We start from the raw sequence: 23,459 nt of genomic DNA, 5'->3' as shown, positions 1-23,459 counted from the left end.
TCTCGGTATGGGACTGAGGCCCCCTAAGTACGGAACTGAGATACCCTAAGTATACGACTGATCTCACAAATATCTTGTTTTGTAAGCATTTGTTGCTTATATGTGGAGGTGGCATACTGAATCATCATTTAACTCATAACCCGTCCGGGATGAATTGATTTATCAACGCGTCTTATCTATTCTTTGATTAGCGGATGGGTTATCTTTGCTTTTTGTTTGTCCCTTTAAAACAAATTGATTACTTTTGTTGCTGCAATGCATCGCTTGGTTTTCGTATAGAAAACAGTCAGCCTCAGTTTTGGCATTTTACGAAATGCAGAAGTGTGCATCTATGAACAAGAAATGCATTGGAACTTAATTAGCACAAATCAAATGGAGAAAGAAAAAGATTCCTTATTTAGCGTAGCGGACATAGTGAAGCGCGCCAAACGTGTACTGAACTTTAAGACTGATGCTGATCTGGCCGCTTACCTGGGCGTTTCGCGTTCCACACTTAGCAACTGGATTGCGCGTAACAGTACTGACTTTCCGTTGTTGTTGAGCAAAATGAAAGACGTAGACTACAACTGGTTATTGCTGGGAAAAGGAAGTCCTGTACATCAGGCAAAATTATGCAATAGTGAGTACGCAAGGGGAGAAGTAGAGATAATCCACAATCCCAAAACACCCGACCCGGTGGGCGATCGTAGCGTAGCGCTTTATGACATCACTGCTGCTGCCAATCTAAAAACACTGCTTGCCAACAAACGTCAATATGTAGTAGGTAAGATACAGATTCCCAGCATTCCCTTGTGTGATGGTGCCCTCTATATCAGTGGAGACAGTATGTACCCCATCTTGAAGTCAGGAGATATCGTAGGCTTTAAGGAAATCAGTAGCTTTAGCAATGTCATTTATGGTGAGATGTACCTGATTTCGTTCAATATCGATGGAGACGAATATTTGGCGGTGAAGTATGTGAACCGTTCGGAAATAGACGGTTGTATCAGGCTGGTGAGCTATAATCCGCATCATGAACCGATGGATGTGCCGTTTGCGGCTATCCAGGCAATGGCAATTGTGAAGTTCTCGATCCGGAAGAATATGATGATGTAGAATACTAATTTTCATAATCTATGGATTTCTTTACTCCCGTTGAGTTGCCTTCCGGTTTACCACCTCTTGTACAGGCAGATAGCCTCCTGTTGATGGGGTCTTGTTTTGCTACCAACATGGGGAGCTTACTCGCGGATGCTAAATTTCATCCGGATATAAATCCTTTTGGTGTTCTCTATAATCCCTTGTCCATTTCGGCTGCCTTGCGTGAGGTGGTGGCAGGTAAGGTATATAAGGAAGAAGATTTGTTTTTCTTCCGCGAATGTTGGCATAGTCCTATGCATCATGGAGATTTTTCTTCACCTTCAATGGAGGAAACTTTGCAGCGCATCAATGCCCGCTTGTTGGCGGCACACGAATGCATTCATCAACTGGATTGTCTGATGTTGACTTTTGGTACATCCTGGGTGTACGAACAGAAGACTACGGGGCATGTTGTTGCAAACTGCCACAAGCAACCGGAATCTGTCTTTATTCGTCGCCGACTCAGTGTGCAGGAGATTGTATCCGACTATACCTCCCTTTTCTCCGGTCTGATTGCCCGGAACCCGAAGCTGAAAGTGATTCTTACCGTCAGCCCTATACGGCACATACGCGATGGAATGCATGCCAATCAATTGAGCAAAGCCACGCTTTTGCTTGCCATCGACCAATTGCAGGCTTCTTTTCCCGAATATGTCTCTTATTTTCCGGCTTACGAACTCTTGCTTGATGAGCTTCGCGACTATCGTTTTTATGCTGACGATATGGTGCATCCGTCCCCCCAGGCGGTACGTTATGTATGGGAGAAGTTCGTGCAGACTTGCTTCTCGGAAGATGCGTTAGAGATTATGCAGGAAAGTGAAAATATCAATAAAGCGCTATCTCATAAGCCCTTCCATCCGGAGTCAGAGGAGTATAAGTGTTTTTTAGGACAAATTGTGTTAAAAATAGATCGACTTAACCAAAAATACCCGTACTTAGATTTCCAAAACGAGAAAGAAATATGTCATATACGATTGAAACAATAGCCGAACGCATTGGTGCACGACGTGTGGGGGACACGCCGGCAACTATAGACTGGTTACTTACCGATAGCCGTTCCTTGAGTTTCCCCGAAGAAACTTTGTTCTTTGCCTTAACTACCAAACGCAATGACGGTGCCCGCTATATATCTGATTTATATTCACGTGGCGTTCGCAATTTTGTGGTAAGCAAAGAAACTTATAAGGCAATTGAAAATGGACAATTGATTATAGATGATTCTATACAACATGATGATGCGCAGTCAAGTCTCATACCCCAACTCAACTTTTTAGTAGTTGCTAATCCGCTGAAAGCTTTGCAGAAATTGGCGGAGCAACATCGTGAGCAATTCCAGATTCCTGTGATTGGCATCACAGGCAGTAATGGAAAGACTATTGTGAAAGAGTGGCTTCATCAGTTGCTTAGTCCCGAACGGGTAATTGTCCGTTCGCCTCGCAGTTATAATTCTCAGATCGGAGTGCCTCTGTCTGTCTGGCAAATGAACGAACAGTCTGAGCTTGCTATTTTCGAAGCTGGTATCTCGGAGATGGGGGAAATGCGTGCCTTACAGAATATTATCAAGCCAACCATTGGCATACTGACTAATATTGGTGGTGCTCATCAGGAAAACTTCTTTTCTCTGCAAGAGAAATGTATGGAGAAACTAACCCTGTTTAAGAACTGCGATGTGGTGATTTATAATGGTGATGATGAGTTTATCAGTAATTGTGTGGCAAAATCCATGCTCAGTGCCCGTGAAATAGCATGGAGCCGAAGGGATATGGAGCGTCCCCTGTTTATAAGTAAGGTGGAGAAGAAAGAAGATTGTACCGTCATCTCTTACCGTTACCTGGAAATGGACAATACTTTTATGCTACCTTTCATTGATGATGCTTCTATTGAGAATTCGTTGAACTGCCTGGCGGCTTGTCTTTACCTGATGCTTCCCGCCGAAAAAATTACGGAACGCATGACGACACTGGAACCGGTGGCTATGCGTCTGGAAGTAAAGGAGGGCAAAAACGGTTGCTTATTGATTAATGATAGTTATAACAGTGATCTCGCTTCATTGGATATTGCGCTCGATTTCCTCTACCGTCGCTCGCAAAGCAATGGGTTGAAGCGTACACTCATTCTTTCTGATATACTGGAAACGGGGCAGAATGCACCGACGCTTTACCGGAAGGTATCGCAATTGATCAACAGTCGTGGCATTGAGCGCATCATCGGTGTTGGAAATGAGATTGCTTCGTGTGCTGCACGTTTTGATATTGAAAAGGCTTTCTATCCTAATACGGAAGCATTGTTGCGTGCTATTTCCCGTGGTGAGCTACGGTTGGAAAATGAAATTATATTGATAAAAGGTGCCCGTCAGTTTGGCTTTGATGCTTTGACGGAAGAACTGGAGAAGAAGGTACACGAAACGATTCTTGAAGTGAATCTCGGAGCCATGATAGCCAACCTGAATTATTATCGTAGTAAACTGAAGCCGGAAACCAAGATGGTCTGCATGGTGAAAGCGTCTGCATATGGTGCAGGTTCGTATGAGATTGCCAAGACGCTACAGGAACATCATGTCGATTATCTGGCTGTGGCTGTGGCCGACGAAGGTTCCGAGCTGCGCAAAGCAGGCATTACGGCGAGCATCATCATTATGAATCCGGAGATGACGGCATTCAAGACCATGTTCGACTATAAGCTGGAGCCGGAAGTGTACAGTTTCCATTTGCTGGATGCACTGATTAAGGAGGCGGAAAAAGAAGGTATCACCAATTTCCCTATTCATATAAAACTGGATACGGGTATGCACCGTCTGGGTTTTGCGCCTGAGGATATGCCACGGCTTATAGAACGGTTGAAGAGCCAGAATGCAGTCATTGCACGGTCTGTGTTCTCTCACCTTGTGGGTAGTGACGCATCTCAGTTTGACGCGTTTACGCGTGGACAGATAGAAATGTTTGAAGCTGCTTCTATGCAGTTGCAAGCAGCATTTCCGCATAAGATACTCCGTCACATCTGTAACTCGGCAGGTATTGAGCGTTTCCCCGGAGCACAGTTCGATATGGTACGTCTGGGCATCGGTTTGTATGGTATCAGTCCGATCGATAATACTATTATAAATAATGTAAGTACACTGAAAACTACCATCCTGCAAATACGGGGGGTGCCCGAAGAAGATACGGTTGGATATAGTCGCAAGGGACATCTGACACGTGATTCGCGTATTGCTGCACTGCCTATCGGATATGCCGACGGACTAAACCGTCACTTAGGCAATGGTCATGCATATTGTTTGGTGAATGGGCAACGTGCACCTTATGTCGGTAATATCTGCATGGATGTCTGCATGATAGACGTTACGGATATTGAATGTAAAGAAGGGGATACCGTAGAGATATTTGGCGATCATCTGCCCATTACGGTGCTTTCCGATGTACTTGAAACCATTCCTTATGAAGTATTGACAAGCGTTTCTACACGGGTGAAGAGGGTCTATTATCAGGACTGATATTCGGGTTTACCTTTATTCTTTTCGTTTTAATCCGTGTAAAAGCGTGTAATCTGTAGTGAAACTATTATATTTGCAACAAATTTAAAAACTATGAATATGACAAACTTACTTTTATTAGGCTTTCTGCCCAGCGGTTCCGAATGGGTCATTATTGCTTTGCTTATCTTGTTGTTGTTCGGTGGTAAGAAGATACCTGAATTGATGAAGGGATTAGGTAAAGGCGTGAAGAGCTTCAAGGATGGTGTGAACGAGGCGAAAGAAGAAATAAATAAAGCAAAGGATGATATAGAAGAGCCGGCTTCTAAAAAATAATAAGCTACGGGTTACAAGCTACGAGCTACAAGTATCTGTGCTATCATGCCGAAGGTACTTATAGCTTGTAGCTTGTAACTATTTCACTAGTATGGCAGATAAAGAACTAACCTTTTGGGATCATTTGGACGAACTGCGTCGGGTACTGTTTCGAGTTCTCGGTGTGTGGTTTGTATTTGCAGTCGGTTATTTTATTGCAATGCCGTGGTTGTTTGATAATGTGGTGTTGGCACCCTGCCACAATGATTTCATTTTTTACGACGTGCTGCGATATGTAGGAAAAACATTCAATCTTAACGATGAATTCTTTACGCAGCAGTTTCATGTCAAACTGATCAATATAAATCTGGCGGCTCCGTTCTTTGTTCATATGTCCACCGCATTCTGGATGTCGGTAGTTACGGCTACGCCTTATATCTTTTTCGAAATCTGGAGGTTTATCAGTCCTGCCCTTTATCCTAACGAGCGTCGTGGGGTGAAGAAAGCTTTATGTATTGGTACAGTGATGTTTTTCCTCGGTGTACTGCTGGGCTATTTTATGGTCTACCCATTGACGTTGCGCTTTCTCTCTACCTACGAACTGAGTGCATCCATCGAGAATCAGATTTCTTTAAATTCTTACATAGATAACTTCATGATGCTGGTGCTCTGTATGGGACTGGCTTTTGAATTGCCGTTGGTGACCTGGTTACTTTCACTTTTGGGATTGGTACACAAATCTTTCCTGCGCAAGTACCGTCGTCATGCACTGGTGATTATTGTGATAGTCGCAGCTATTATTACGCCAACCGGCGATCCTTTCACTCTGACAGTGGTTTCTATTCCGCTTTATCTGCTCTATGAGTTGAGTATCCTGATGATTAAGGATAAGAAAACTGACACGGACGAGGCGGATGAAGATAAGGAGGAGTAATGCAGGAAGAGGCACGGGAATACTATTACTTTTTACTTACGGTCTGCCGGGATGAAAATATTCCGTTAACAACGGCTTACCGTCAGCTCCGTGAATTTCTGGAACGTCTTTGCCGTACACAGATGCCGGACGGTAGCTTGCAAATGACTGACTTGTCTGCACGTATCAGCTTTGTTGCCTCGAAAGCCGGACTGTCTGTTGTGGAACAAAATCGTTTACATACTTTTCGCCTGACCTCCAATGCTGTTCTGAACCGTTTGGCTGAACCCTCACGAGAGAATCTGTTGAGAGACATCAAGACATTGACTTTCTTTGTGAAGAAGCTTACGGGAGAGGAGGTACCGGCGGAACTTTACCGCTTGCTTCCCCGTGCGGATGCTACTTACATCGTTTCTCCGCCTGCTAAAGAACGGGTACGCCGGATGCGTGTTTGTTTTCAATATGCCGATGATACGTATTTATATGTATTGCCTGTAGATACCGTTGCTGATGAACCGTTACGGGTGCGATACAATGTACCGCAGGTGAATGAGGAATTTGCAGAAACCTGTCAATTGTTATGGCGCCATGCACAGGTCAATCTATTGGATGTAGCTGTAGATGAGGCAGGTGTATTGACACCTTCCTTTATTATTTTAGAACCGGATTATCTGTTGGATATCAGTTCTCTGGCAGAGTGTTTTAAAGATTACGGGCATCATCCGGCCAATTATCTGCTGGCACGTTTGCAATCTCCCGATAATACACGTCCTCTGTTGCTCGGTAATATTGCCAATCTTTTCCTGGACGAATGGATCTATGCGAAAGAGGAGCCGGACTATTTATCCTGCATGAAAAAGGCTTTCCGCACTTATTCCATAGAGTTGGCTGCATGTGCCGATTTGCTGGACAAGGAGAAAGAAAAGGAATTCTTTGCCGATTGTAAACGGCACTTCGAACATATCCGTCAAACGGTGACTGAAACTTTCCGGACTCCCGGTTATGAACTGGATAAAACAGATGCGGTACTGGAACCTACCTATATATGTGAAGCACTGGGGTTGCAAGGACGTCTGGACTATATGCAGCGCGATATGTCTTCCTTTATAGAAATGAAGTCGGGTAAAGCCGATGAGTACTCTATCCGGGGTAAGGTGGAACCGAAAGAGAATAATAAGGTGCAGATGTTATTGTATCAGGCAGTGCTGGAATATTCTATGGGAATGGACCACCGTAGAGTAAAGGCATACTTGCTGTATACACGTTACCCGTTGTTATATCCTGCTCGTCCATCGTGGGCGATGGTACGGCGTGTGATGGATGTCCGCAACCGGATTGTGGCGAATGAATATGGCATGCAATTACGTAACAGTCCTTATTATACGGCGGAATGTCTGAAAGCTATCAATCCGGAGACACTGAATGAGCGTCATCTGAATAACACGTTATGGAAACGCTATCTCTATCCGTCCATCGATGTAGTGGCACAACGTATCCGGATGCTTACTGCATTGGAGCAACGTTACTTCTATACACTCTACAATTTTATAACCAAGGAATTGTACACTTCGAAATCAGGTGATATCGATTATGAAGGGCGTGCAGGAGCTGCTGCTTTGTGGCTTTCCACACTTGAAGAAAAACGTGAGGCGGGAGAGATACTATATGATCTGACGATCACGGAGAATCATGCGGCAGATATACATAAGGCATATCTTGTACTGGCACGTCCGGTTAATGATTCACCTCTGCAAGTTTTGCCGAATTTCCGTGAGGGTGACACCATTGTCCTCTATCAACGCAATCAAGATACGGACAATGTAACCAATAAGATGGTATTCAAAGGAAATATAGAGCGAATCACCGACCGGGATATCCGTATCCGTCTTCGTGCTTCGCAACAAAATACTTCTGTGCTTCCTCTGGATAGTCGCTATGCCATAGAGCACGATTATATGGATACTTCTTTCCGCAGCATGTATCTGGGACTTTCCGCTTTCCTTTCCGCTAACAAGGATCGCCGGGATCTATTGCTGTCTCAGCGTGAACCGGAATTTGATACTTCTTTTGATGCCCGTATTGCAGCTGCTTCCAATGATTTTTCCCGCATTACCTTGAAGGCACAGGCAGCCAGGGATTATTTTCTTTTGATAGGTCCTCCGGGCACCGGAAAGACTTCCCGTGCTTTGCGTGGTATGGTAGAAGCATTCTATCGTGACGGGAAACAGATACTGTTGCTTTCATATACAAATCGTGCAGTGGATGAGATCTGCAAAACCCTTTCTGTAATAACGCCTGAGATTGATTTTATTCGTATCGGAAGTGAGCTCTCTTGCGATCCTCCTTTCCGTTCCCGATTAATAGAGAATGTGCTGGAGCCTTGTTCTACACGTCGTGAAGTACACGCACGCATAGAACGTTGCCGTGTTTTCGTTGGTACTGTTGCTACCTTCTCATCTAAAACGGATATGTTTCGTCTGAAGACTTTTGATGTGGCTATTGTGGATGAGGCTACCCAGATATTGGAGCCGCAACTGTTAGGACTTCTTTGTGCACGAAATGTGGCTGGCAACAACGCCATCGGTAAGTTCATTCTTATCGGCGATCATAAACAACTGCCTGCCGTTGTTCTTCAATCCGAATCGCAATCTGAAGTGTGTGAAGAATGTCTGCAGAGTATCGGTTTGTATAATCTAAAAGATTCTCTGTTCGAACGTCTCTATCGTACAATCTCTGTTAATCATCCGTCGCCAACCACTCAGCATTTTTACGATATGCTTTGCCGGCAGGGACGTATGAATGTGGAAGTAGCCCGGTTCCCTAATCGTGCTTTTTATGGCGGATTACTGGAAGCGGTCGGTTTGCCGCATCAGCAAGGTGAACTTGAACTTGCTCCGGGACTGGAGAATGATGAATTTGCTGATGTATTGGTGAGTCGGGTAGCTTTTCTTCCCTCGGTGCCGGAGACTCCTTCACAATCAGCGAAGATTAACCATTCCGAAGCACAGCTTACAGCTCGGTTGGCTGCTGCCGTTTACAGACAGTATGAAGCAAGCAATTCTGGTTTTAATTCTGCTTTGACTTTAGGTGTTATCACTCCTTATCGTAGTCAGATAGCTCTTATAAAGAGCGAGATAGCAGCTTTGGGTATTCCTGTTTTGAATGATATTCTGGTGGACACTGTAGAACGTTTCCAAGGGAGTGAGAGGGATGTGATTATTTATTCTTTCTGTGTGAACCGTACTTATCAACTGAAATTTCTTGCCAACCTTACGGAAGAAAAAGGGGTATGGATTGATCGGAAACTAAACGTTGCGCTCACCCGTGCCCGCAAGCAGCTATTTATGACAGGGGTGCCTCACTTGTTACGACAAAATCCTATCTATGCCGATCTGCTTGATACGGTTTTATAAAGCTTTACCAATTCCATTTAGTAAATCTTAAATGTTCCTCAAATCTTTATATCTTTTATTAATATCTCCGAATGGAATAAACGGCTATCTTTGCCGAACGTTTTTTTCATAGAGATTTAGATTTAAGGTTAGAAGAATTGTGGAAGTCGTGAGACTTCCCTTTTTTTCATCTTAAAATTTTGCGCTCCTGTATCTCTCATGAACCGTCTGGAGGTGTAATTTGCTAAAGTGGGCACTGAGGTTTGTGTGGTTTTAGCAGGAGAGTGCAGAAGAGAGTCACTTCGTGAGAAGGGGCTTTTTTTGTGCCCATACTTTTTATATTATACTAAAAAAGGTGCCCATCGCTGAGCACCTTTGTCATTTTTTATTATATATAGAATAATAATATTATTCCAATACGATAGGTTTGTATTTCGGAACCAAAGCCTTCATGACAACCCAACCGAGCAGGTAAGCTACCGCACATACGCAGAAGATGATGAAGTATCCTGCCGGTTTGCCTTCAAAGCCCATGAAAGTCATGTTGGTTTCTCCGGCATAAACGAAGAGCTCACCTGCTATGAACTGCAGCAGCATGGAACCTACGCCCCCTGCCATACCACCAATGCCAGTGATACTTGCAATAGCAGCACGGGGGAACATATCACTTACCGTAGAGAAGATATTGGCAGACCAGGATTGATGAGCTGCGCCACCGATACCGATCATGATAACCGGCAACCACGGAGATATAGTACCCAAAGGTTGTGCTAGCAACACTACCAGCGGGAAGAATGCGAAAATCAACATCGCACGCATACGGGCGGCATAAGGATTTAAGCCGGTTTTCTTCATGATGATGGTAGGCAATTTACCACCATAGATTGAGAGCATCGTAATGGCATACAGCGTAAAGATCAATGCCATACCCAATCCTTCAGAGGTTTTGATACCGAATTGTGTATTCAGATAAGAAGGAGTCCAGAACAAGAAGAACCACCACACACCGTCGGTCATGAACTTACCGAAAGCGAATGCCCAAGTTTGCTTGTAGCTGAAGCACTGCCAGAATTTCATTTTCTTTTCGTCTTTCTCTGCTACTATCGGAGCAGCACCTTCTTCATAACTATCCTGTTCGATGTAGTCCAGTTCAGCTTTGTTTACGTGTTTGCTTTCAGAAGGTTTGGAATACATGAATACCCAAAAGCCCATCCAGATAAAACCAAGAGCACCGATTACTATGAAAGCCATCTCCCAGCCCCAAGCCTTAGCCAGCAAAGGAATAGACAGCGGGGCAACCAAAGCACCGATAGAAGCACCGGCATTGAAGATTGAAGTAGCATACGCGCGGTCTTTCTTAGGGAAGTACTCGGCGGTTACTTTGATGGCTGCGGGGAAGTTACCGGCCTCACCAAGTGCCAGTACGCAACGGGCGGCGAGGAAGCAGTACATACTGACGGTAGCGATGGTTACTACAACATCACCGGTCGCTCCCATTAATTCGGCTGCACTGTGCAGACCTACAAAATGTTCTGTAACGATACCACATAAGGCATGGAGGCAGGCACCTGCCGACCATACGCCGATAGCCCAGAGAAAACCCTTCTTAGTTCCCATCCAGTCTACGAAACGGCCTGCAAATAACATGCAGACTGCATAAACAATAGAAAAGACAGATGTGATAATGCCGTAGTGTGATTCGTCCCAATGGAATTCGGGTTTGATAAATTCATCCCACGTCAATGACAGCACCTGGCGGTCAAGGTAGTTTACTGTTGTCGCAAAAAATAACATGGCACAGATGGTCCACCTGTAGTTGGTCATCTTTCCCACTGCATTTTGATTTAAACTCATGATACGTTGATTTAAAATTATTAATTCTTATTTCTGGGGCCAAAAATACACATTATTTGATGTATATCAATACTTTTTTCGTCTAATTTCCTGCAATTTTTGTTCGAAATGCAAATAAATGGCAAAAAACTCGTTATCGCGCACGAAATCGCTCGTTCTCGTACACGAAAAAATAAGATTGTAGAGGACGAAAATAAATAATGCACCATTTCGGTCGAAAAGTACACAACGGTTTAGGTGAGAACCGCTATCTTTGTCACATTACTCAATATAATCTATATACCTAAAAACAAGAATAGAATGATGAATAATCTACTTTGTAAAACTTTTGTGATGGGAGCGCTGCTTTGCTCTACCCAGTTGTCCGCCCAGAAAGTCAGTGATAAGCAACCCTGGTCGGTGCGTATGGTAGAGTCAGAGATGATTCGTTGCCCGGAATCCTGGCAGTTGGATTTCCAGCCGAAATTGAAATGGGACTATTGCCACGGGCTGGAATTGCAAGCTATGCTGGATGTGTATGATACCTATGGAGATAGGAAAATGTTCGACTATGCATTGGCTTACGCGGACACTATGATACACAATGATGGAAGCATCGAGACTTATAAATTACATGAATATAATATTGACCGTCTGAACTCCGGTAAATTCCTGTTCCGTATTTATGAACAGACGAAAGATGAGAAATATAAGAAAGCTATAGACTTGCTGCGCAGCCAGCTCGATACCCATCCGCGCAATGAGGACGGTGGCTTCTGGCATAAGAAGATTTATCCTAACCAGATGTGGCTGGATGGTATTTATATGGGAGCGCCTTTCTATGCAGAATATGCTTACCGTAATAATCGTGTGCAGGATTATCAGGATATTGTCAATCAGTTTATTACAGTAGCCCGCCATACTTATGACCCCAAAAATGGCCTTTACCGTCATGCCTGTGACGTCAGTCGTAAGGAACGTTGGGCAGATCCTGTTACCGGACAGTCTCAACATAGCTGGGGACGTGCTATGGGCTGGTATGCAATGGCATTTGTAGATGCATTGGACTATATTCCAAAGCATGAGGCTGGACGTGATTCTATGCTCGTTATCTTGAATAATATTGCTGCACAAGTGAAGCGTATACAAGATCCGAAGACGGGACTGTGGTATCAGGTACTGGATAAAAGCGGTGAGAAAGGAAACTATGTAGAGTCTTCTTGTTCCACTATGTTTGTTTACGCTTTGTTTAAGGCGGTTCGTAAAGGATATATTGATAAGTCATATCTGGAAGTAGCTCTCAAAGGCTATCAGGGCATCCTCGATAACTTCATCGAAGTAGATAAAGATGGTGTGGTAACTATTACGAAAGCTTGTGCAGTTGCCGGATTAGGCGGTAAGAATTACCGTATGGGCGATTACACCTATTATATAAATGAGACAATCCGTAGCAATGATCCCAAGGCGGTAGGCCCGTTTATCATGGCAAGTTTGGAATGGGAGCGTTTGCAGTCGCCATTGTCGGCACAGACTCAATGGAAGGATACGATTGTTGTATCTCGCGATGGTTCGGGAGACTATCGTACTTTGACAGAAGCTATGGAAGGTATCCGGGCTTTTATGGATTATAAAGTGACGGTACTGGTAAAGAATGGTACTTATAAAGAAAAAGTGGTTATCCCTTCCTGGTTGCAGAATGTAGAATTCATTGGTGAAAGTGTGGAAAATACGATTATCACGTATGATGACCACGCCAATATTAATAAAATGGGTACTTTTCGCACCTATACAGTGAAAGTAGAGGGGAATAGCATAACTTTCAAGAATCTGACTATAGAAAATAATGCCGCCAGACTGGGACAAGCCGTGGCACTTCATACGGAAGGTGATAAACTGGTATTCATAAACTGCCGTATTTTGGGTAATCAGGATACTATTTATACAGGTGTTGCCGGTACACGGCTCTATTTTGTAGATTGTTATATTGATGGTACTACCGATTTTATATTTGGTCCTTCTACTGCATTGTTTGAGAATTGCGAGATACGGAGTAAAACCAATTCATACGTAACGGCAGCTTCTACCCCCAAAGATATTGCGGTGGGATACGTTTTCAAGAACTGCCGGCTGACTGCCGACCCTGGTGTGGATAAGGTATATCTGGGACGTCCCTGGCGTCCGTATGCCGCTACTGTATTTATCAATTGCGAAATGGGTAAACATATCCGTCCCGAAGGTTGGCATAACTGGGGAAATGCAGAAAATGAGAAGACAGCACGTTATGCTGAATATGGAAGTACTGGAGAGGGCTCTCCGACAGCCGATCGTGTGAAGTGGGCGAAACAATTGACGAAAAAGGAAGCTACACTATATGATGATCTGAGTTATATCTATAAAATGTGTAGTGATTGGAAATCTGCAAAATAACAACTTAACTTCCTGCCTGCAAGAACTTAATTTCTTGTCGACAGGAAGTTAACTTTTTGTTCGCAAGAAGTTAACTCCTTGCAGACAGGATTTAGCGCTTCAGAAAATCTGCTCTCATGGGGCTGAAACAGTCTATCAGGATACCAGCCTCCAGGCATACACAACCATGTACCGCATCCGGTTCGATGTAAACACCGTCTCCGGTTTCTACAATTTGTTTTTCACCATTTACGGTAAATTCAAATTTACCGCTTGCCACATAAGTGGTTTGTGTATGATAGTGAGTATGTGGTGTACCGACAGCTCCTTGCTCGAATTTCACTTTTACAAGCATCACTTGTCCGTCGTAGCCCATGATTTGGCGTACCACTCCTTCACCTGCAGGTTCCCATACTATTTCTTTTTCAAGAATGAAAGTGTTACTTCTTGTCTTTTCCATTTTGCCAGTCAGATTGATTATTTTGTCGGCAAATATACGATTAATATTAATTTTTCTACCGATTGCGACTTTTTTTACCCCTAAAACCCTCTGTTTTTAGGTAATATTGCAGCCGGAAACTAAGAATACTATTTATATATAATGAACTATGAAACATAAGTTGACATTATTGCTGGGGTTGTTTTTTCTGCTTTCTGCTTTCAAGGCTGACAAACCAGTGATTACGATTTTTATGATCGGAGACTCCACTATGGCTAATAAGTCATTGACGGGTCAAAATCCGGAACGGGGGTGGGGGCAAATGTTGCCCGGTTATCTCTCCGAGGAAATACGTGTGGATAATCATGCCGTGAACGGGCGGAGTTCCAAGAGCTTTATTGATGAAGGGCGCTGGGAGAAAGTAATCTCACAAGTGAAGAAAGGTGATTATGTATTTATCCAATTCGGTCACAATGATGAGAAATCCGACCCAAAGCGGTATACAGCTCCGGGAAGTACTTTTGATGAAAACCTGAAACGTTTTGTAAACGAAACACGTGCTAAGGGAGGTATCCCTGTTTTGTTTAACTCCATCGTACGCCGAAACTTCGGCACAGCGGATGGGAATGCAGTTGCTCAGGCTATCAGTCAGGATGATATACAGAAAGGCGTGAATCCGGATGCAAAGCGGGAAGCTTCGGAACAGCCGGCTGTTGCTGAAGGTGACAAGTTGATTGATACGCACGGAGCCTATCTGGACTCTCCGCGGAATGTGGCGAAAGAGCTGGGTGTTGCATTTGTGGATATGAATAAGATTACGCACGACCTGGTAGAAGGCATGGGACCGGTAGACTCTAAAAAGCTGTTCATGTGGGTACCTGCCAATCAGGTTGCTGCTATACCTAAAGGACGCGAAGATAATACCCATCTGAATGTATATGGTGGCCGCATTGTAGCCGGCCTGGCTATGGATGCCATTGCTAAGGAAGTACCGGAATTAGCTAAGTATGTACGACATTATGATTTCGTAGTGGCACAGGATGGTAGCGGAGACTTTTTCACTGTACAGGAAGCCATTGATGCTGTTCCCGATTTCCGCAAGAATATCCGTACTACGATATTGGTGCGTAAAGGTGTGTATAAAGAGAAAATTGTAGTACCCGAAAGCAAAATTAATATTTCCCTGATAGGTCAGGAAAGTGCCATACTTTCGTATGATGATTATGCACAGAAGAAGAATTGCTTTGGTGAAGAAAAAGGAACTTCCGGTTCATCTTCCTGCTATATTTATGCTCCGGACTTTTATGCTGAGAATATTACGTTTGAGAATTCCTCGGGTCCGGTGGGACAGGCTGTAGCCTGTTTTGTAAGTGCCGATCGTGTTTATTTCAAAAACTGTCGTTTCCTTGGTTTCCAGGATACACTCTATACCTATGGAAAAGACTGCCGCCAGTACTATGAAGATTGCTACATAGAAGGTACGGTCGATTTTATCTTTGGCTGGTCTACGGCTGTATTCAATCGTTGTCACATTCATAGTAAAGGTGGGGGCTATGTGACAGCACCTTCTACGGATCAAGGGCAGAAATATGGTTATGTATTTTATGATTGCCGACTGACGGCTGATAAGGGTGTACAGGATGTCTATCTGTCGCGTCCCTGGCGTTCGTATGCGCAGGCTGTATTCATCCGTTGCAATTTAGGCAAGCATATCGCTCCTGCCGGTTGGAATAACTGGGGTAAAAAGGAAGCGGAAAAGACCGCATTCTATGCAGAGTATGAAAGCACGGGTGAAGGTGCCAATCCAAAAGCACGTGTACCTTTCTCACATCAACTGAAGAGCCTCAAAGGCTATGAGATAGACTCCATACTTGCCGGAGAGGATGACTGGAATCCGGTAAAAAATGGGAATGAATTATTAAGCATAAAGCGCTGACCCGTATCTGTCAAAACCGTATCATCTCCGTACCATCTCCGTGTTCATAACTACGGACTTGACACGGTCTTGACACGGAGTTGATACGGACTTGGTAGGAAGATGGTCTTTGTGACTGGTAAAATAATGTGATAATACTAAAAACATAATGATGAAAAAGAGTTTGTTTATATGGCTGTTCGCCTTGATCTTTCCGCTGTCATTTGTATGTGCGGAAAACTACCCGTACCGGAGTGATGTACTTTGGGTGACCGTGCCCAATCATGCTGACTGGATTTATAAGACCGGAGAGAAAGCTGCGGTTGAGGTGCAGTTCTATAAATACGGAATTCCGCAGGATGGTGTAACTGTTTCTTATGAAATAGGTGGTGACATGATGCCGGCGGATACTTCCGGTTCCGTTATTTTGAAGCAAGGAAAGGCGGTGATACCTGTGGGAACAATGAAAGAACCCGGTTTCCGTGATTGTCGTCTGACAGCGACCGTGGATGGAACAAGCTATAAACATCATGTGAAGGTAGGCTTTTCACCGGAAAAGATTCAACCTTACACACAGATGCCGAAAGATTTTAAAGAATTCTGGAAAAACAATAAAGCGGAAGCTGCCAAATATCCGTTGACTTATACTAAAAAACTTGCAGAGGAGTATTGTACGGATAAGGTTGATTGTTATCTCATTAAATTAATGCTGAATAACCATGGACAGTGCATTTATGGTTATCTTTTCTATCCTAAGAATGCAGTGAAAGGTTCTTGTCCGGTTGTACTTTGCCCTCCGGGAGCTGGAATTAAAACTATAAAGGAGCCTCTGCGCCATAAATATTATGCAGAAGAAGGATGTATCCGTTTCGAAATCGAGATACATGGCCTGAATCCGGAGATGAGTGCGGAAAAATTTAAGGAAATCAGCAATGCTTTTAATGGCAGAGAGAACGGTTATTTAAATAACGGATTGGAGAACCGCGATAATTATTACATGAAACGTGTCTATTTGGGTTGTGTACGCAGTATCGATCTCCTGACTTCTCTGCCCGAATGGGATGGTAAAAATGTAATTGTCCAAGGTGGCAGCCAAGGAGGAGCTTTGGCACTGATTACTACCGGACTGGATAGCCGTGTAACGGCTTGCGTAGTCAATCATCCGGCATTGAGTGATATGGCAGGCTATAAAGCAGGACGTGCAGGTGGCTATCCTCATTTTTTTAGAGTAGAGGGTATGGATACTCCGGATAAGCTGAAAACGATGGCATATTATGATGTGGTGAACTTCGCCCGTATGATTAAAGTTCCTACTTATATCACTTGGGGATATAATGATGATACCTGTCCGCCTACTACCAGTTATGCTGTTTATAATGTGCTGGATTGCCCCAAGGAAGCACTGATAACTCCGATTAATGAGCATTGGACTTCTGATGCTACGGAATATGGACAGCTGAAGTGGATATTGAGACATTTGAAGTAAATAAGAACGTTTTATATTCTGTTTCCTTTCTGATATACTTCCTTTGAAAATATATCAGAAAGGATTTTTTATAAGCTTTTCTTTTTTGATAGAAAATGAGATGAATGAGTGTAGCGAAATAGTAGTTTAATAAAGTGGTTGATGTGAATAAACAGAGAGTGATGAATAGATTCGTAGAAAAAACGGTTTCAAGGGGAGAAAAAGGTGTAGAAAAGATGTGGAATAATTGTTTAAAACCCCTTCCAAAAGAACTTTGGGCTGTGTGGACTATTTTTTTAACCGATTTGAGCATATTTTTCACCTGCAAAATCAATATAATCCTCTCCTTTGCACGGCAAGGTGAAAGACAAAATCTTATTGAGAAACTTTGAATCTTTATTTATTAACCCCAAATGTATTGATATGAAAAACAAACTGCATTTTGATTTTAGAAAGTTGTGTTTTGTATTGGCATTGATAGTAACACAATGTCTGTATGCACAAAACAAGACGATTACAGGAACGGTGACTGACTCGAAGCAAGAGCCGTTGATCGGTGTGAATGTGACTGTAAAAGGTAATTCCGCTGTAGGAACAATAACTGATATGGATGGTAAGTATACATTGTCGGTTTCTTCGGGAAAAAACACTCTCATCTTCTCTTATATAGGATATGTAACACAGGAAATCGCAGTCGGCTCACAAAATACAATTGATGTGGTACTGCTGGATGATGCACAGGCTTTGGAAGAGGTGGTGGTAGTAGGTTATGGTACTATGAAAAAGTCCGATTTGACAGGTTCTGTATCTTCCATCAGTAGTGATCGTTTTAAAGTTGGTACTGACCTGAGCCCTCAACAATTGATGCAAGGTGCTTTTTCAGGAGTAAATATCAGCCAGAATAGTGGTAAGCCCGGTGGATCTAATACAATTCGTGTTCGTGGTGGTACATCTATTACCGCTTCCAATGATCCGTTATATGTAATTGATGGTGTTCCTATCAATTCTTCTGCTGGTGTAAGTTCCAGTCACATTGCTTCCAATGGTAGTAATACAGACTTCTTTGACCAGGAATCAGTAAATCCATTATCTTCTATTAATCCTAATGATATTGAATCCATCAATATCTTGAAGGATGCTTCTGCTACGGCTATTTATGGTTCCCGTGGTGCTAATGGCGTTATTATGATCACTACGAAGAAAGGGAAAAAAGGTGTTAAGCAATTGGATTACAGTTATAGCTTGGGTATTTCTAATGTAGCTAATAAGCTGGATGTACTGACTGGTGATGAATACCGTAAGGCAGTAACTGATTTAGGATTATCTTTGGATGATAAAGGTGATAATGCAGATTGGCAAGATCGTATTTTCCGTACGGCAATCTCTCAAAATCATTACCTTTCTTTCATGAGTGGAAGTGAGGATACAAACTATCGCGCATCTTTGGGTTATAGCGACCAGGAAGGTATTATGCTGGGCTCTGGTATGACAAGTGCCAATGCCCGTGTGAATATCAATCATACAGCACTGGATGGTAAGCTGAAGTTAAATATGAATTTGAACTATGGTGAAACACATGCTGACCAGGCACCGGTATCCAATACTGTTGGTAGTGAGATGGGAAGTAGCATGTTGTACGAAGCATATGTTTTTAATCCTACTTATCCGGTTTATGATGAGGAAGGTGATTTCTATGATGTGCCTCCTTATCGTGTGAATCCGGTATCTTTTGCATCTGAAATTCTGGATGAGCGTAAAAACAGAAAATTCCTGGGTAATCTGACTGCTGATTGGAATTTCTATAAACCTTTTACGTTCCAGGTGAATTTGGGTTATACTTATAATTCTATCGAACGTAACTCTTATATATCCAAGAGTAATCTGCTGGGTAATGGCAATGATGGTTATGTTAGTGTACAGAAATTGCAGGATTATTCTAAACTGTTGGAAACAATCTTGAAATACAATCAAAAATTTGGTAAACATTCTATTGATGCCATGCTGGGTTATTCTTACCAGTATTTTTATGATGAAGGAAATCATACCCGTGCTTATGGTTTCTTATCCGACACCTTCAAGTGGTATAGCCTTGCTGCTGCAAAAACAGTGGAAAGCGTAAGCAGTTTTGCCGAAAGCAATACCCTTATATCTATGTATGGACGTCTGAATTATAATTATGGGGATAAATACTTATTTACCGCTACAGTACGTCGTGATGGTTCCAGCCGTTTCGGTGCCGATCACAAATGGGGTATTTTCCCTTCTGCAGCCGCTTCTTGGAGAATCTCTCAGGAGGAATTCTATCATAGCGATATTCTTACAGATCTGAAACTACGTGTCAGCTATGGTATCACGGGTAATCAGGAGATTGGTAATTATAATTCTCTGAATACGTTGGGAGCCAGTACTAATGGATATTTGGTAGGGGGTGAGAAGGTAACTATTGTATTACCTCAACAATACTCTAATCCTGATATAAAATGGGAACAGACTGCACAGACAGATATAGGTTTGGACTTTGGTTTCTTCAATGGAAGAATTCATGGTAGTATTGACTATTACTATAAAAAGACGACTGATTTATTGCTTTCCGTGGCGGTTCCTTCCCCTTCCTTGATTACTTCGCAGATTGCGAATGTAGGTTCTGTAAAGAATCAGGGTCTTGAAATAGACTTAGGATTTGGTGTACTGCGTACCAAAGACTTTTCATGGGATGTGAATTTGAATTTCAGCCGGAATAAGAATGAACTGATAAGTCTGTCGAATGATAAGTGGACTGGTGAAAACATGAAAGTTGCTCCTTGTCAGGGCCAAGGTCTTTCAGGTTCTTATGCCCAGTTGGTAATACCTGGACAACCTTTGGGAACTTTCTATGGAAAGAAATTCATTGGTATCGTAGATGGTAAAGAACAGTTTGCCAATAATGGCGAGTCTGAAATCATAGGTTGCGCACAACCCGATTTTACGTATGGCATTTCTACTACTTTGCGTTATAAAAATTGGAGTTTAAGCATGAACCTGCGTGGTAGTGTAGGAAATGATGTCTATAACTGTACGGCAAACAACCTTTCTTATCTGAATAACCTACCGGGTAGAAATGTATTGAAAGAGGCAGTGACTGCCGGTGTGAATCGTGAAGAAGCCAAAGTATTCTCTTCCAGATTTATAGAGGATGGTTCGTTCTTACGTATGGATAATCTTTCTTTAGGTTATGATTTTAGTTTCAAACCGTTGCGTATTACTCGTGCCCGTGTATTTGTTTCCGGTCAGAATTTATTCACCATTACCGGATATTCCGGTTTGGACCCGGAAGTAAATTCGGAGGTTTCCAGAACAGGAGTAGCTCCGATGGGCATAGACTATTTGAGTTATCCGAAAGCACGTACTTTCACAATGGGTATCAACGTTTCGTTTTAAACCTTAATTTATTATCAGAAGATGAAAACAAAAAGAATATTTAAGAGCATAATTGCATGTTTTGTTGGGATTAGCATGTTGTCCGGTTGTCTTAATCTGGATGAAGAATTATACGGTAGACTCTCTCCCGAAACATATTATCAGACAGAAGAAGAAGCTCTCTCTTCCGTAGTAGGTGTATACCAATATCTGGCATATATGTCTAGGGCAGGTGGTGATGGCTGGCGAATTGGAGAGTTTGGCACGGATGAATTTTTCTGTCCGGGTCGTGCCAGTGGTGGATGGTATGATGAAGGTAATATGCAGATCATGGCACATAAGATAACAGCGGATAATGCACGCCTTGAAACTTGCTGGGGAACATACCTATTTCCCGGTATTGGTGCAGCCAATGCTGTGATAGCCAGTATGGAATCCTCTCCCATGAAAAATGAATTGAAAGCCTTGATTGCGGAAACACGTGCTCTCCGTGCCTATGGATATTATTATGCAATGGATTATTTCGGAAATGTACCCCTTTTTACAGGAGCTAAAGTTGATGCAAATGATTTACCGAAGACAGCTTCCAGAAAAGAGGTCTATGAATTTGTAGTAAAAGAGTTTGCAGAGGCTGCTGCAGATTTGCCTTCTATTAAAGAAGTGAATCGCGCATCTTATTATCCTCGTTTAACAAAAGAAGCTGTGTATACGGCATTGGCTTCTGTTTATCTGAATGCTGAGGTTTATGCCGGTGAAGCTCATTGGGCTGATGTGGTGACTATGTGTAATCATGTCATTGGAACCAATGCCTATGTTTTGGAAGATAAAGTGGGGGATTGCTTTCTTGCTACCAATGAATCAAATTCAAAAGAGGTTATTTCTTCGTTTGCGGTAGATCCGTCCAAAGGTGTTGATGGCAATGAATTCATTCTTTATGCTCAACATGCTCTTGATCAAAAGAAGTATAATTTAGCTTTTGCACCGGCTAACGGTTATTGTTTTACAGATGATGCCTTGAAGAGATATGAAGAAGGAGATGAACGTCTGGAACTTTTGGAGTATGGTCCTCAGTATTATCAGGATGGGGTTACTCCGTTATGTGATGATAAAGGCACTCAATTGGTGCTGACAACTATCAAAGATATGGTTTCTGCTCAGGATAATGAAGGCTACCGTGTGTTGAAGTATTCGCCAATAGGTGTGGCCTGGTCTGGTAGTAAGGCTGATAACGATTATATTTTGGAACGTTATTCCAATGTATTGTTGATGAAAGCTGAAGCTTTGTTCAGGCAAGGGATACAATTGGATGAGGCACTCGAATTAGTAAATCAAGTGCGCAGGCGTAGCAATCTTTCCGATTGGGATGGGCTGACTTTGAAAAAGATAGAGGAAGAGCGTGCCCGTGAATTTATCTGGGAGAACCAGCGTCGACGTGATATGATTCGTTTTGGTTCTTATTTCACAGATACCTGGTTCTATAAGACTGGTGTTACGGAAGAGTGGAGAGGTATTTATCCTATACCTGCTATTCAATTGAATAATAATCCTAATTTGAAACAAAATCCGAATTATTAATAAATATGTTTTTGGTATGATAAAAAGTATCATTCTTTGCGTGTTAGGGTTGGCCACTTCGGTGGTCGCCCTTTCTCAGCATTTATCCGGTTACGAACTGGAAAGGGAAATGCCGGTTTTTCTGGATCAGTTAAAGCAAGAGTTGACTTATCCCATGGCTTGGGGAAATAGTCCTGTCAAGAATTTTAAGAAATGGCGTAAACAAGCGCGCAATGCTGTGTTGGATGCCATGTTGGCCCCACCTCCTTATACTACTGATTATAAGATGGAAGTAGTGGCGGAAGAACAACGGGATGGATATAAAGCTAAGAAATTACGCTTTAATCTGACCGGTTATTCACGGGTGAATGCTTATATGCTGGTTCCTGATGGTGAAGGCCCTTTTCCGGCAGTTGTGCTTCTACACGATCATGGAGGACATTATACGATTGGTAAAGAGAAGATGATACGTCCTTTTGGTGTGTCTCCGGAAGTATTGGCGGATGCCGATGCCTGGGCGAAACAATGCTATGGTGGGCAATATGTAGGCGATTACTTGGCAGCCCATGGTTATGTGGTTATTTCTGTCGACGCTATCTTTTGGGGTGAACGCGGACGTAAAGAGGGAATTGATGGTGATAAACATATGGCTGTGGCTGGCAACTTTATGATGTTAGGGCGTAGTTGGAGTGCTTTTATGAACTATGAAGACATGTATACTACTGACTTTCTGTCAACCTTGCCCGAAGTAGACTCTAAACGTATTGGTTGCATGGGTTTTTCTATGGGTGCCTATCGTGCTTGGATGCTTTCGGCTTTGACTGATAAAATAAAGGCTGGAGCTGCCGTTTGCTGGATGGTTACCACGGATTGTCAGTTCTCATGGGAATATGGAAATGAAAGGGGAGGATTTGCCAATATGCTTCCAGGCATCAGGCGCTATCTGGATTATCCGCATATTGCTTCTATAGCTTGCCCTAAGCCTATGTTCTTTCTAAATGGAGAGCATGATAAATTGTTTCATCCGGTAGGAGTAAACGCCGCTTTCGCTGAGATGCGGAAAGTGTGGGAAAGTCGCTCGGCAGGAGATAAACTGGTAACAGAACTGTGGGATATGCCACATGATTGTGGTAAGAAAGTACAGGAAGCTGTCTTGGGTTTCCTTGATAAGTGGTTACAGGAAGATTGATTGTTTTATAGAGATTGACTATTTCATAAGATACCCCTATGTTCTGTATTAAGG

General features: G+C 42.9%; 15 protein-coding genes. 13 read left to right on the top strand and 2 right to left on the bottom strand.

All coding sequences use genetic code 11. The annotated features are described in order from the left end of the window. Positions 1 to 372: 372 nt before the first annotated feature. The 6 genes from DW036_RS05615 to DW036_RS05590 all read left to right on the top strand — a co-directional run bounded on the left by DW036_RS05615 (position 373) and on the right by DW036_RS05590 (position 9,229). Positions 373 to 1,095 (top strand): helix-turn-helix domain-containing protein, encoded by a 723-nt coding sequence (locus DW036_RS05615; protein ID WP_118461956.1) that lies wholly within the window; start codon positions 373 to 375, stop codon positions 1,093 to 1,095. A 20-nt stretch (positions 1,096 to 1,115) separates the two neighbouring features. Then, positions 1,116 to 2,105: a GSCFA domain-containing protein gene (locus tag DW036_RS05610; RefSeq protein ID WP_118461954.1), complete on the top strand. Its 990-nt coding sequence runs from the start codon at positions 1,116 to 1,118 to the stop codon at positions 2,103 to 2,105. Then, positions 2,081 to 4,609 (top strand): bifunctional UDP-N-acetylmuramoyl-tripeptide:D-alanyl-D-alanine ligase/alanine racemase, encoded by a 2,529-nt coding sequence (locus tag DW036_RS05605; protein ID WP_118461952.1) that lies wholly within the window; start codon positions 2,081 to 2,083, stop codon positions 4,607 to 4,609. The genes DW036_RS05610 and DW036_RS05605 overlap by 25 nt, the downstream gene beginning before the upstream one ends. 99 nt (positions 4,610 to 4,708) lie before the next feature. Then, positions 4,709 to 4,924 (top strand): twin-arginine translocase TatA/TatE family subunit, encoded by a 216-nt coding sequence (locus DW036_RS05600; RefSeq protein WP_022392885.1) that lies wholly within the window; start codon positions 4,709 to 4,711, stop codon positions 4,922 to 4,924. 91 nt (positions 4,925 to 5,015) lie between these two features. Then, positions 5,016 to 5,837: a twin-arginine translocase subunit TatC gene (gene tatC / locus DW036_RS05595; protein WP_118461950.1), complete on the top strand. Its 822-nt coding sequence runs from the start codon at positions 5,016 to 5,018 to the stop codon at positions 5,835 to 5,837. Further along, positions 5,837 to 9,229, top strand: a complete 3,393-nt coding sequence (locus DW036_RS05590; RefSeq protein ID WP_118461948.1) for a DEAD/DEAH box helicase — start codon at positions 5,837 to 5,839, stop codon at positions 9,227 to 9,229. The genes tatC and DW036_RS05590 overlap by 1 nt, the downstream gene beginning before the upstream one ends. A 387-nt stretch (positions 9,230 to 9,616) precedes the next feature. Here DW036_RS05590 and DW036_RS05585 read toward each other — a convergent pair whose 3' ends face one another. Further along, on the bottom strand, positions 9,617 to 11,062 hold the full coding sequence (locus DW036_RS05585) for an MFS transporter (protein WP_118461946.1): 1,446 nt from the start codon (positions 11,060 to 11,062) through the stop codon (positions 9,617 to 9,619). A gap of 303 nt (positions 11,063 to 11,365) precedes the next feature. On the opposite strand from DW036_RS05585, the gene DW036_RS05580 reads away from it, so the two are divergent. Continuing rightward, entirely contained in the window at positions 11,366 to 13,468 is a 2,103-nt protein-coding gene (locus tag DW036_RS05580) for a pectinesterase family protein (RefSeq protein WP_369905956.1), read from the top strand. Positions 13,469 to 13,559: 91 nt separating this feature from the next. On the opposite strand, the gene DW036_RS05575 is transcribed toward DW036_RS05580, so the two are convergent. Then, positions 13,560 to 13,907: a cupin domain-containing protein gene (locus tag DW036_RS05575; RefSeq protein WP_115502660.1), complete on the bottom strand. Its 348-nt coding sequence runs from the start codon at positions 13,905 to 13,907 to the stop codon at positions 13,560 to 13,562. Between the two features lie 148 nt (positions 13,908 to 14,055). Here DW036_RS05575 and DW036_RS05570 point away from each other — a divergent pair, with 148 nt between their 5' ends. From DW036_RS05570 to DW036_RS05545, 6 genes are all read left to right on the top strand, one after another. Next, on the top strand, positions 14,056 to 15,822 hold the full coding sequence (locus DW036_RS05570; RefSeq protein WP_118461945.1) for a pectinesterase family protein: 1,767 nt from the start codon (positions 14,056 to 14,058) through the stop codon (positions 15,820 to 15,822). Positions 15,823 to 15,970: 148 nt separating this feature from the next. Next, positions 15,971 to 17,287 (top strand): acetylxylan esterase, encoded by a 1,317-nt coding sequence (locus tag DW036_RS05565; protein ID WP_118461943.1) that lies wholly within the window; start codon positions 15,971 to 15,973, stop codon positions 17,285 to 17,287. Between the two features lie 161 nt (positions 17,288 to 17,448). Next, positions 17,449 to 17,658: a hypothetical protein gene (locus DW036_RS05560; protein ID WP_118461941.1), complete on the top strand. Its 210-nt coding sequence runs from the start codon at positions 17,449 to 17,451 to the stop codon at positions 17,656 to 17,658. Between the two features lie 31 nt (positions 17,659 to 17,689). Further along, positions 17,690 to 20,683: a TonB-dependent receptor gene (locus tag DW036_RS05555; RefSeq protein ID WP_118462073.1), complete on the top strand. Its 2,994-nt coding sequence runs from the start codon at positions 17,690 to 17,692 to the stop codon at positions 20,681 to 20,683. A gap of 21 nt (positions 20,684 to 20,704) precedes the next feature. Then, entirely contained in the window at positions 20,705 to 22,237 is a 1,533-nt protein-coding gene (locus tag DW036_RS05550) for a RagB/SusD family nutrient uptake outer membrane protein (RefSeq protein WP_118461939.1), read from the top strand. A 16-nt stretch (positions 22,238 to 22,253) separates the two neighbouring features. Next, positions 22,254 to 23,405, top strand: coding sequence for a dienelactone hydrolase family protein (locus DW036_RS05545; RefSeq protein ID WP_118461937.1), 1,152 nt, complete (start codon positions 22,254 to 22,256; stop codon positions 23,403 to 23,405). Positions 23,406 to 23,459 lie beyond the last annotated feature (54 nt).

This window comes from Bacteroides sp. AF39-11AC (genome assembly GCF_003474285.1).
Lineage (GTDB): Bacteria > Bacteroidota > Bacteroidia > Bacteroidales > Bacteroidaceae > Bacteroides.
This window is presented reverse-complemented; position numbering and strand designations above follow the sequence as displayed.

Coding starts and splice junctions, on each gene's coding strand:
- DW036_RS05615 (WP_118461956.1), top strand. CDS start 373: ATGGAGAAAGAAAAAGATTCCTTATTTAGCGTAGCGGACATAGTGAAG.
- DW036_RS05610 (WP_118461954.1), top strand. CDS start 1,116: ATGGATTTCTTTACTCCCGTTGAGTTGCCTTCCGGTTTACCACCTCTT.
- DW036_RS05605 (WP_118461952.1), top strand. CDS start 2,081: ATGTCATATACGATTGAAACAATAGCCGAACGCATTGGTGCACGACGT.
- DW036_RS05600 (WP_022392885.1), top strand. CDS start 4,709: ATGACAAACTTACTTTTATTAGGCTTTCTGCCCAGCGGTTCCGAATGG.
- tatC (WP_118461950.1), top strand. CDS start 5,016: ATGGCAGATAAAGAACTAACCTTTTGGGATCATTTGGACGAACTGCGT.
- DW036_RS05590 (WP_118461948.1), top strand. CDS start 5,837: ATGCAGGAAGAGGCACGGGAATACTATTACTTTTTACTTACGGTCTGC.
- DW036_RS05585 (WP_118461946.1), bottom strand. CDS start 11,062: ATGAGTTTAAATCAAAATGCAGTGGGAAAGATGACCAACTACAGGTGG.
- DW036_RS05580 (WP_369905956.1), top strand. CDS start 11,366: ATGAATAATCTACTTTGTAAAACTTTTGTGATGGGAGCGCTGCTTTGC.
- DW036_RS05575 (WP_115502660.1), bottom strand. CDS start 13,907: ATGGAAAAGACAAGAAGTAACACTTTCATTCTTGAAAAAGAAATAGTA.
- DW036_RS05570 (WP_118461945.1), top strand. CDS start 14,056: ATGAAACATAAGTTGACATTATTGCTGGGGTTGTTTTTTCTGCTTTCT.
- DW036_RS05565 (WP_118461943.1), top strand. CDS start 15,971: ATGATGAAAAAGAGTTTGTTTATATGGCTGTTCGCCTTGATCTTTCCG.
- DW036_RS05560 (WP_118461941.1), top strand. CDS start 17,449: ATGAATAGATTCGTAGAAAAAACGGTTTCAAGGGGAGAAAAAGGTGTA.
- DW036_RS05555 (WP_118462073.1), top strand. CDS start 17,690: ATGAAAAACAAACTGCATTTTGATTTTAGAAAGTTGTGTTTTGTATTG.
- DW036_RS05550 (WP_118461939.1), top strand. CDS start 20,705: ATGAAAACAAAAAGAATATTTAAGAGCATAATTGCATGTTTTGTTGGG.
- DW036_RS05545 (WP_118461937.1), top strand. CDS start 22,254: ATGATAAAAAGTATCATTCTTTGCGTGTTAGGGTTGGCCACTTCGGTG.